We start from the raw sequence: 11,870 nt of genomic DNA on the forward strand, positions 1-11,870 counted from the left end.
AAAAAAATAAATTCAAAGTGTTCTCATGAGTAATTTCAATATGTGGAGTGAATATATATTTTTTATATTTGTATCCATGTATATTATTTTGATCAAACAATCCATCATTAATATTTGCATTAGTAGCAAATTTTTCTAAAAATTTTTCTAGTTTTTCGTGATATTCTTTTGTATGTCTTTTATATCTTCCAGGTAAAATCCAATAATCATAATTTACCGGGGGGTTGTCAGGAGATAAAATGCGTATAACTCCTTTTACATTCAATAGAATTTCCTCAATTTTTTCAAACCAAGGGTTCATGTTATTATCTTTTATATTTATAGCAGTAGCATATTGATATGTTACTTTATAGCCTTGTAATTTATTAATATCTTCTAGAATCTTTTCAATTTTATTGTCCATTATTTTAAATATCCTCATACAGCCTAGAATATAAAACGCTAATTTCTTCTTTCAACATTTTTTTCTCTTTTTCTAAAGAATTTACTTTTCTTTTTAAAGAGGAGATTAACGCATCTTTACCGTCATTTTTATTTTTATGAACAAATATTTCTCTGTTTTGTTCACGTAACTTCTCTATTTTCTTTCGAATTTTATTATTTTTATATAATGTAGCTTTCGAAACTTTTGAATGTTTAGAAACGATGTTAAAGTTAATTTCTTTATTTTTTTGAACTAAATCATTTATTGCTTTATCAACTTTTTTCTCGGTTTTAACTTTTCGTTCTGCATGCAACTGTTTTAATTGTTCTTGTCTATTAAATTTTTCCATCTTAACCTCTATACTTTTATTCTATTACTTCTCCCGAATATAATGTTTCCATCTTTTATATTACCTAGTATTTCTTCATATTTATTTAATATATTTATATGCTTTTCAACCATATCTTGTCTATTATTATTTTTAGCTAATTCTATAGATTTGACCGTTGATTTGATATGTAATTCATATTTTTCAACATCTAAATCAGAAAATCCAATAGCTAAATCCTTACATGGTTTCCCAGAATTACAAGTCAGGCATGGCGGAGCTTCCATGTATGGACAATCACCACTCAATCTAGCATGACAAGTGCCATAAGGATTGTCCATTGCGTTTAATTTATGTTCTTGCCATAAAGAATTCAATGCTTTTTCAGATAGTTCACTACTATGCTGTATATTTTTAATTTTACCGTCAACATCAAAACTAAAAGCTCCTTGATCAATAACTGATTCAAAAGCCTTTCTCTTTGTATCATCAAGTAACTTAGCATATCTTAGAGTCATTTCTGGTGAGGAGTGTGCTAATAATTCTTGTATCGTTAATATATCTGCTCCACCATTTAACAATTTTACTGCATAGGTATGTCTAAATTGATGAGTTTTGAAATGGAAGATTTCTCCTTGTTCATCAATAATATTTTTAGTCTTTGATAAATGATTTAAGTGTGCTCTGACCATATGTTGTGTAAAGGGCATTCCCTTTCTTTTTCCTTTATAAATAGCAAAAATATAATTATTAGGATTATTATCTTTTGTACTTTTACTTTTAGAATCGGCTATTAAAACTGCTATTATATCAGCTAATTTATTATCAATTGGTATTCTATGTCCTTTAACAAAAGTTTTAGCAATATCTGTGATTATTGAATACTTTCCATTAACTTTTGCAAGGCAATTATTTTGTAATGTCAATACATCAGAAATTCTTAATCCTGTTTTAAAAGCTATCCAAACTACAGGTATTAAATCTTTATGCAAATCATTTATATGCTCAAAAAGCTGTTCCAATACAAAATCTGGGATATAATCAATTTGGCTACTATTTTTCTTTTCGTGTTTAGGTAAGTCTTGAGGATAAATTAAAAATCGTATATCTTGGTACGGTGCTATAGCATAGTTTTGAGTTATAATATCGTTTAAGAACCTTCTAATTGTTTTTAATTCTTCTCTCACAAAATTCTTAGTACTTTGCAAATGTTTATTAGCTGCATATTCAAACAAAAATTCTATATATGCTTCGATATGACATCTATCTAGTTCATTTAAACTATTCCTTGTTTCTTTATTTTTAGATATATTTTGAAAAAACCTAGTTAAAACTCTTATATAAAACCTTGCTGTAGCAAATGCTATATCACCAGTTATCAAACGATTTTTTAAATATTTTTTTGCTAATTCTCGCATTTTAATTGACTCAATTTTTTCAAAGTTTAAATAATTGCCAGTTAGTGTTTTATTATAACTCAATCCATATTTTTCTAAATTTCTAATATCCCATTTATCTTTTTCCCATTCTTCTCGCTTATCAATGAACTTAATTAGATTAATGTACATATTCTTTAAAAAAGAAGCCAGTCCGCTTTTGTATTCATAATCACCAAAAACTATTGTTGATGATCTTCTTTTTATTGGTATATTATTTTCAGTCAGCCAATTAAACCAGTGCTTTTCTAATGTATTTATATCACAATCAAGTAAAGAATTTAAATTTGGATAAACTTCATTAAAGAACTTAGCAATCTTATTAAGCTTTACTGCTCCAGTATTAAATAAATTAGATAAGGACCAATCCTCTTTAACTATCAGTTTCAAAAAAAGGTATTTAAATTCTAAATTCAAATTTTTACTTTTAATCCTAAAGAAAACATTTTTTCTTTTGTCTCTATAGTTCTTGATACTATCTTGAAATTGCTTGAATTTGTTAAAAGCTGTAATGTGCCACTCATCATTTTTAAAAAAGTAATCATCATATATTTCAGTTATTAAAACCTCTCCTTTTATATTGATGGTTCTACTTTGTAATGTACATAATTCATTAATCATAGTACTGTTTGTAGGTAAATTAATTGGTATTGACATAGTCATTCCCCTTTATTAAAAACTTGAAATTGATGCTTTACTTTATTCCAATCTTCACGTATATCTTCTTCAGTGGGATGAACATATAAATTAATAGTCGTTTGTATATTACTATGACCAAGTCTTTCTTGAACTTGTTTTATATCCTTAGTTTCATTATAAAAAACAGTTGCATGTGTATGGCGAAATAAATGAGGATGAACATTTATAGATGTTTTATGTTTTAGCCTTTTAAATAATGAATATATATCACTATAATTCATAGCTTCTCCTACATTTCTCCCCTTTATTTTTACAAAAAGATAATCAGAACATATTGAAAGTTCGTCAATTATTTCGTAGACATAATCATCGTATAAATCAATTAACGATTGGGAAATAAATATTTTTCTTTCCCCAGTTTTCAAATAAGTACCATTATCATTAAATCTATTTTTCAAAACTATTTGATGGCCTTTTCTAAAGTCAAATTTAATATCATCAATACGTAATGATAATACCTCACCTATACGTAATCCGGTTTCATATAGTAATTGTATTAAGAATTTATCTCTAATATTATTAGCTTCCTCTAATAATTTCTTAACCTCCGCATTAGTTAACACTTCTATTTTTTTCTTTGGTTCTTTAACTTTCAAAATATTTTTCAACGTTCTATAGTCCTTATTTATGTGATGCATGAAACTTTTATATTTTTTAGAGTATTTACTTTCCATATGCATAAAATCATAGAAATTAACATCTAATTTTTTACTCCTATAGAGATAATCATAAAAATTAGATACTACAGTCATAGTCAGATTAATTGTCTTAGGACTAATGCTTTTTTCTTTTCGGTGATAAGAGAGGACATTCTCATATTCAAAAGGTGTTTTCATCCATCTTATAAAATCAACAAAGTTATCAAAACTAACTTCTTTATAGCATATCTTTTTACTTTCTAAGTAAACAAAAAAATTTTTTAGTGCATAGGCATAGGTTTTCTTGGTATTTAAACTTTTCTTAACACTATCCAGATACTTCAAATATCTTACTGCATCTACTATAGGTTCATTATTACCATCTAAAATCATAAAATTGGTACCATTCTTAGATTTTACTTCTACTATTTTCATAATAATCTCATTTCTAATTTTAATAGTATAAGTATACACTATTCAAATTCTTTTTACATCATACATATTAAACTTATTACACGTAATAAAAAAAGACTATTTAATATTTTTACTTTGTTCATTTTTTCTTAAAATATGATTCATTTTAAACAAAATAGTCTATATTCTTCAACATATATATAACCTTTTGCAGTGATGCCTGAACAATATGAACGAATAAAAACTTTTATCGAAAATCAAAATAAAATAGCGATGCCCTCTTTGTCGGATGATCAATTCAATATTCTGAATCGACGATTAATTGAAAAATATACAACTCATCAACTCGCTATGATTAGTTATTTTAGAAATGGTACAATTCATTCTATTGCAGCTTATATTAAACGTATTGATATTTTAAAGCGGTATATTACAATTAGTAATGAGAATGGCTCACAAACAATGCAACTCGAATTTGCAGTATTATGTCACATTGAATAATAAAAAAAGAGCGGGAATTGAACTCAATTCCGCTCTTATTTATCATTTATTTACTTGTTGTGACACCTTCATAGCCAATATCTACTTCTACTGTTCTTCCATGTGTGATAACAAAAGAAACAATTAATCCATCTTTCTTAGGTTGATATTCGAAAATACCACTTTTTTTATCACTTGGAGTACCTTTTACTTTTTTAAAATCTGAGCCATACGCTTTTTTCAATTGATCATATGTTAAATCCTCTTTAACACTAAATTGAACTTTATTCGCCTTTTTACCATCTTTACTTACACCAGTAAATGTTTGGTTATATTTTTCAAGTTTTTTATTACTATGCACTTTTTCAAATTTTATTCCATTCATTGTTACATTTCCATATTTAACTGCTTTAATAAACTGTTTATTGGTTACAAATTTTGCGTCTTTATCTACATACCCGTTATATACATAATATGGCTTTGTAGCTGCATGCGCTGTATCCTCGATTGGTAAAACAGTTGTACTTACGCCTAACATTGTCCCAAATGCTAAAGTAACTGATGCTATAGATTTAACTATTTTATTCATGATTGTCCTTCTTTCTCTAATGGATTTTTATTTCACTATTATTATCTCATACTCTTTGTCTTAATTCACTGTACTTTAGATGTATCTATCACAGAATTATGTAAATAAAATGTAATATGATTTGGTTATATACATACTACCTATTTGTTGAACTTTGATTATAATAAATTAAAGAAATGAATTAAAAATGGAGGACTATCATTTGAAAAAAATATTAGCAACTATAGTCATTATATTACTTGTTGTAACATTAGGATTCTCAGTCTTTTTTGCAGCCACTCATTCTAATCAATCTGAGCCAAATCAAACACAATCTACTAAAAAGAAAGATAAAAAAGAAACTACTTCTGAAAGTCATACAGTTCAATCTAATGAAACAAGTCAGTCTGACAATGGTACCACTGCGCAATCTGAGCCAACCAGTCAATCAATACAAGAACAACAACAAACGACGCAACGTCACTCTACTGTTCAGACTACACAGCCAAAAACAAGCGAATCATCAACTACGTCACAATCACAACATCGTTCAGAAAGTAACACATCAAAACAACCCACATCTCAAAGCACAGAAGACAAACTATCTTCAGAGCAAACATCAACTGAACAACCTTCAACAGAAGAAAAACCTTCATCGCAACAAAGTACGCAGTCTTCAACTGAAAGTCACACTCATCGTAGTAGTGAATCTAATAACAAATCTAATTAAAAAATAATAGCCTGACTGATAATGATGTTTCATTATCAATCAGGCTCTTTTATTTTCTATTCTGTTACTTTACTTTCTTCTACGCGTTTTGCAATCTTAGTCATAATTGGATCTAAGAATGGTTTAGCAATAAATCCAATTAAGAAGAAACCAAGACCGAAGAGCCCAAATATAATTAATTTTGTAATTAAAATTTCTGGTACAATACCACCTACAACTTCACGTAAACAATCAATTAAGTACGTAAATGGTAAATAAGGTGAAATGTTTTGGAAGAACTTAGGTAGTGTAACTACTGGGAAGGTACCGCCACCGCCTGCAATTTGTAATACTAAAAGAATGATGGCTACCGCTTTACCTGGGTTACCCAATATAGATACACACGTATAAACAATGGTATTAAACACTATGGCTCCAAATAATGCAACGAGTACAAAGAGCAATGGTGATTCTACTTGCGCATGAAGTAAGAATAAGTCACCTGTTGTAACAATGAGGGTTTGTAATACACCCATCAAGATAAAGAACATTCCTTTACCAAGATATTCTTGTCGTTTCGTTAACTGATCTGCTAATTCTTCATGTTTGTTATGCACTGTTAATAAACTTACTAATAATAAGGCACCTACCCAAATAGCTAATGCCGTATAGAATGGTGTCATACCTGAACCATAATCTCTGACTGGGAAAACATCAACTGTTTTCTTATTGATTGGATTCGCGATAACATCTGCTTGTTTTTTCAAATCATTTTTTAGACTATTAACAAGCTTATCTACTGCATCATCATCGTCCAATTGATTGAATATATCATTAGCCTTATTTAAATCTCTTTCGATGCCAGGTAATTTTGTTTGTGCAAAGTTCGCTAAATTCGCTAAAGCTTCTTTTGCTTTTGGCTGATTCTCATCTAATAAATCTACTGCGTTATCGTATTTATCAAATAATGTTGGTAAGTTAGCATTAACAGTAGCTGTTGCATTCGCAAGACGTTGTTCTAAATCAGGTAAATCATTACGTACAAAGTCTGCAGCTTTTGCTACATTTTTTCGTACTGTTGGGAAGTAATTTTTAGCAGTTTGAGTTGCTTCAATATATCCCGCTTCAAGTGATGGTAATTCACTTTGAAGTGTTGCAATACGAGTTTGACCATTACCTACAATATCTTGACCTGCTTGAATCACTTGATTAATCGTATTTAATTTAGATTGCACATCTGATAATACGACTTGGCCTTCACTTAATTGTTTTGTAATATCATTAGAAACTACAAGTAAACGATGATTTAAATTATCTTTAATGTAATCTCTATAACTACCTAAACCAGAATTTAAAGCTGGCAAGCTTCTTAATACATTAATAGACTCCGCACTACCTTTACCACCACTTGATAATGCATCAATCAATTGGTTAGTAGAACGTAACGTATCATTAATACGGTTATTGGTACTTTCGATTCGTTTAATTTGTGGTGCTAAATTCACATGTTCACGTTGTTGTAATTCTTTTAATACATCAATCAATTGTTGATTGTATTTTGAAGTGTTTTCTAAACGTCCTTTAATATTTCGAAGCATGTCATTATATTCTGTTGGACGATTAGAGGCAATAACACCATACGTTATATCTCTTAATGCTTTTACATCAGATTGTGATGCCTTAGTTTGCTTATCCGCATTTGAAGATAATGCAAGTAATGCTTCAGCAAGTCCACTATTCATTGATTTAACATCTTCATTCGAAAGAATCTGACCATTAGGTAATTGATCATTATTCGAACTATTACTTAGTTTTTGAATCGTATATTGAGGCATACCGTTGTCATTAGTTGTCGCACTTTGTTGTCGTAAATTATTATTCACATTACCATTAACTGCTTGTGCTCGCCTAGTTGCCTCTTGATAATCCCCAACACGTTGCTTAGCCATACCTAAATAACCTTGCGCATCATTAAGTTGTTGATTCGCTAAGTCTAATCCTTGACTCGCAATCTCTACCCCTCTATTAATTTTAGGGAATGTCTGAGGAATATCATCTGCTGCTACATTCACTAATTTCTGAATGTTAGGCATATATTCATTCAATGCGAGAATGAGTTTTGCTTTTTGATTTAAAGAAGGAATCGCTGCATTGACATCATTTAATTTTTGTTGAGCATTTAAAATATCATCTTTATAGGTATCTAAATCACGGAATTGATTCGCATATTGATCAAGCTGATCTTGATGATCATTAAGATAAACAATTCTATCTGCAATTTTATTCAATTTAGGTAAAGATTGATGGGCAGTATAGACTGCATTTTTAATTTTATCGATAGTTGGTACTTCGTCTTCAATTTGAAGACCTACTTTATTTGCTGCTTTCAATAATGCTTTCGTTACAGTAGTATTAAATTGTTTATTGGCTTCATCAACAATAATTGTCGAACCGGTATCAGTCATTTTAGGGGCGACAGCATTAATTTTTTGGTTCACTTTATATGTAATATCTGCTTTTTCCGGATGTTTACGAAGTGTTCCCGTAATTTGATGTGTAAATTTCTTAGGTATATAAATTCCTGCATAATATTTACCCATTCGTATTTCATGATCTGCTTTCTCCCGACTGACAAATTGCCAATCAAATTTATCATTGTTCTTCAATGTGTCTTCGAGCGTATTACCTACATTAATTTTCTTACCTCGAATTTTATCGCCTTGGTCTTCGTTTACAACTGCCACTTTAATATGACCTGTATTACTATATGGATCCCACATTGCCCATAAATTAAACCATGCGTAAAATGAAGGTAAAATTGCCAAACCGCCTAGAATTACCCAAGCAGCAGGTGTTTTAGCGACACGCTTTAAGTCTGTCAAAAATAGTTTAAACGCGTTCTTCATTTTCACTCTCCTAAAAATGAAATATTAAGAATTTATATCAATATGATTTAAAACATTGTTTTTTATATCGTAGAATTAGTATAATACTTTTATCACGAATGCCATAATTAGTTGATATACGTCAACAATTAAAATGGTACTCATGCATTATAGCAGAAAATAATTTTAGCGACAAAACTAATGCTACGTTAAAATACGATAGAAATCGTCTGACTTAAGACGGATTTATAAAATATATTATACAAAATTAAGGAGCGTTTATTGATGTCGAAGCAAAAATTTATGATATATTTGCTAACTACAACTCTGGTTTTACCAACATTTACATCTAGTGTTGCTCAAGCTGAAGAGAATACAAAAGAAACTAAAACATCTGAATCAAATAATGAGGATTCAACTTCTACATCAGAAACAACACGTACTGAAAGCAATGAAATTCCATCTTCAGAAAATTCAACTTCTGATAGCTCTGATAATAATAAAAAGCAAGACTCTCAGTCAAAAGAAAGTCAATCAGACACAGTTTCAAATGAAGATGCCGCTTCTCATTCTAAACCATCATCAACACATTCGAAAAATAATCGTTCATCTCATACTAAAGATGAAGACACGTATCATACACCATTATCTGTATTTAACATGAATGGTTCAAATCATTCATTCTCATCAAACTTTTTAGATCCTAGTCACTTTGAAAATGGCTTTAGTTTAACAAGTTTGATTTCATCTTTATTCCATTTTGATGATGATATTTCTAAATATGAACATGTTGAAAGTGATTCATCTTCATCTAATACTAATGATGACAAAAATGCAACGAATACAACTTCTTCAGATGAAGATCGTACTGAATCATCACATCAACACACAACAATTGATCCATCACCTCAAGACTCATCTGATAAGTCAAATAGTCATACCACACCATCAAATCAATCTGAGGTACTAACAGAAAATAACCAGTCAGATCAATCGTCTGAGTCATCATTTAAATATAGTAACAGTAATAACAATTATTCAACTGATGATTCTAGCGTAAGCAAAGCCTTAGATTCATTGAATCAATTAGCTTCAGATTTAAATGATTCTAATACTAATGAGTCCTCGACATCTGAAAATAGCAATCAATCAACATCACAGCAAACAACAAAAAATACAACATCTCAAACCTCTCAAGAAGAGCAAGCAACACCTAATAAAGATCGTCAACAATCAGAGGATGTACTAGATGCGCTTCTTGATAAATATAGTGATAAAGCAACACAAACACATAAAGACTATACATCATCTAAAAAAGACAGCACATCTCAAGCATCACAAAATGAAGATTCAAAAAAAGATACATCAACAACTCAAGACCAACTAGACACAAATAAAGACAATCCACAATTACCAACGGAAAAACAACTAAAACATAAACAAGAAGCACCACAATCATTTGAAAATGATTTTAAACAAAGTAATACACGCGCTATAAGTTTATTCCAAGACGTACCACAATTAGATGGGAACAATGTTACTAATGGAAAGATGGCAGTGGTAGAAAATAAAGCAACACGTGAATTTATTACATCTATTGCTAAAGATGCGCATAAAATTGGGCAAGATAATGACATTTATGCTTCTGTCATGATTGCGCAGGCCATTTTAGAATCAAGTTCAGGTAATAGCGCTCTTGCACAAGCACCAAACTACAATTTATTCGGTATGAAAGGTAGTTATAAAGGCGCTTCAGTTAACTTCAATACACTTGAAGCTAGTAGCGATAATCATATATTTAGTATTAATGCTAGTTTCCGTAAATATCCAAATCTTAAAGCTTCATTAAAAGATTATGCTGATTTAATCAAACACGGTATTGACGGTAATCCTACAATTTATAAATCATCTTGGAAAAACATTGCACCAAGTTATCGTTCAGCAACACGTCATTTAAGCCAAACTTATGCGACTGATCCAAACTATGCAACGAAATTAAATAGCTTAATTGAACATTACAATTTAACTGATTTTGATAAGAAACACATGCCTGATTTAGATAAATACTCAAAATCAACAGGAAGTAGTGGCACAGATGTTTCAGGAAGTGCATTTAAGCCATTTTCAATTTCAGATGTTGCTTCACCGTATCCATATGGTCAATGTACTTGGTATGTGTACGAACGTGTTCAACAATTTGATAAACATGTAGGCGGTCATTGGGGCGATGCACATAACTGGGATAATAGCGCTGAAGACGCAGGTTATAGTGTAAGTACAACCCCTAAAAATCATACAGCTGTTGTATTTGAAGCAGGTCAATCTGGAGCAAGTGGGTTATATGGTCACGTTGCTTTCGTTGAAAAAGTCAATGATGATGGATCAATCATTATTTCAGAATCAAATGTAAAAGGATTAGGTATTGTATCATATCGCCAAATTGATGCGGATACTGCCTCATCTTTACACTATATTCAACCTAAATAAATGCATAACAAAAGCCATTGAGTTTCAAAAATTTGAAACTCAATGGCTTTTTTATTATGAATATACTAATACTTGGGCAACTAATAAGCCACCGCCAAAGATAAATACAAAAACGACAATTGGCCATACAAATTTAAACCAATGTGAATATTTCATATCCAACATTTGTAATGTAGCCATAATCAATCCTGTTGGTGCTAAAAATAGCATCGCATATTGTCCAAATTGATACGCTGTAACAATCACAAATCGAGGGATACCTACTGTATCAGCAAGTGGTGCAAATATTGGCATCGCCAGTACAGCTAATCCTGATGATGAAGGAATAATAAATCCTAGGAAGAAAAAGATAATCAATAATACAAGAATAAACAGTGGTCCATTCACATGTTTTACAAGTGATGATGAAAAATTTAACACTGTATCTGAAATCAGTCCATCATTCATAATCCTATTAATACCACGTGCAAGACCAATGATTAATGATACGCCTACTAAGCTTGATGCACCATTAACAAATGCATCGACCACTTTTTTCTCACCTAATCCATTCTTACCTAATGCGACAATAAGCATAATCACAATGGTAAAGGCTAAAAACATAGACGCCATAATCGGGAACCACCATCCCTGAGTCATGACGCCCCAAACCATAATTGGGAAGGGCAAGATAAAGAGTATTAAAATAATTTTTTCACGTAAGGTAAAGATACTGTCTTCACTATTATTCTTAATCACTGACCATTGTCGTTCAAACTTCACTTTATCATCATAAGTGTATGATCGTTTCGGATTTTTTTTT

8 protein-coding genes and 2 pseudogenes are annotated in these 11,870 nt (G+C 30.4%); 3 read left to right on the top strand and 7 right to left on the bottom strand.

Annotation, left to right across the window (positions count from 1 at the left end):
* The 4 genes and pseudogenes from HMPREF2930_RS08735 to HMPREF2930_RS08750 all read right to left on the bottom strand — a co-directional run.
* Nucleotides 1-403, bottom strand: a pseudogene (locus tag HMPREF2930_RS08735) (hypothetical protein); the annotation flags it as partial.
* A gap of 4 nt (nt 404-407) precedes the next feature.
* On the bottom strand, nt 408-773 hold the full coding sequence (locus HMPREF2930_RS08740) for a DUF6262 family protein (RefSeq protein ID WP_000410574.1): 366 nt from the start codon (nt 771-773) through the stop codon (nt 408-410).
* Nucleotides 774-781: 8 nt separating this feature from the next.
* Nucleotides 782-2,845: a tyrosine-type recombinase/integrase gene (locus tag HMPREF2930_RS08745; protein WP_000026850.1), complete on the bottom strand. Its 2,064-nt coding sequence runs from the start codon at nt 2,843-2,845 to the stop codon at nt 782-784.
* 2 nt (nt 2,846-2,847) lie between these two features.
* The gene (locus HMPREF2930_RS08750; RefSeq protein ID WP_000706213.1) at nt 2,848-3,960 is read right to left on the bottom strand and encodes a tyrosine-type recombinase/integrase; all 1,113 of its coding nucleotides are present in this window, start codon (nt 3,958-3,960) and stop codon (nt 2,848-2,850) included.
* Between the two features lie 195 nt (nt 3,961-4,155).
* Between HMPREF2930_RS08750 and HMPREF2930_RS08755 the strand changes: the two genes are divergently transcribed.
* The gene (locus HMPREF2930_RS08755; RefSeq protein WP_081741606.1) at nt 4,156-4,440 is read left to right on the top strand and encodes a YolD-like family protein; all 285 of its coding nucleotides are present in this window, start codon (nt 4,156-4,158) and stop codon (nt 4,438-4,440) included.
* A gap of 46 nt (nt 4,441-4,486) precedes the next feature.
* On the opposite strand, the gene HMPREF2930_RS08760 is transcribed toward HMPREF2930_RS08755, so the two are convergent.
* Nucleotides 4,487-5,008: an immunodominant staphylococcal antigen IsaB family protein gene (locus HMPREF2930_RS08760; protein WP_037541708.1), complete on the bottom strand. Its 522-nt coding sequence runs from the start codon at nt 5,006-5,008 to the stop codon at nt 4,487-4,489.
* Between the two features lie 202 nt (nt 5,009-5,210).
* Between HMPREF2930_RS08760 and HMPREF2930_RS08765 the strand changes: the two genes are divergently transcribed.
* Nucleotides 5,211-5,717 (top strand): hypothetical protein, encoded by a 507-nt coding sequence (locus tag HMPREF2930_RS08765; RefSeq protein WP_037541710.1) that lies wholly within the window; start codon nt 5,211-5,213, stop codon nt 5,715-5,717.
* 56 nt (nt 5,718-5,773) lie between these two features.
* Here HMPREF2930_RS08765 and HMPREF2930_RS08770 read toward each other — a convergent pair whose 3' ends face one another.
* On the bottom strand, nt 5,774-8,602 hold the full coding sequence (locus tag HMPREF2930_RS08770; protein ID WP_037541712.1) for a YhgE/Pip domain-containing protein: 2,829 nt from the start codon (nt 8,600-8,602) through the stop codon (nt 5,774-5,776).
* A 264-nt stretch (nt 8,603-8,866) separates the two neighbouring features.
* Between HMPREF2930_RS08770 and HMPREF2930_RS08775 the strand changes: the two genes are divergently transcribed.
* Nucleotides 8,867-11,068, top strand: a complete 2,202-nt coding sequence (locus tag HMPREF2930_RS08775; RefSeq protein WP_037541714.1) for an amidase domain-containing protein — start codon at nt 8,867-8,869, stop codon at nt 11,066-11,068.
* Between the two features lie 54 nt (nt 11,069-11,122).
* Here HMPREF2930_RS08775 and HMPREF2930_RS08780 read toward each other — a convergent pair.
* Nucleotides 11,123-11,870: pseudogene (locus HMPREF2930_RS08780) on the bottom strand (YfcC family protein); the annotation flags it as partial.

This window comes from Staphylococcus sp. HMSC068C09, assembly GCF_001813735.1.
GTDB classification, from domain to species: Bacteria; Bacillota; Bacilli; order Staphylococcales; family Staphylococcaceae; genus Staphylococcus; species Staphylococcus hominis.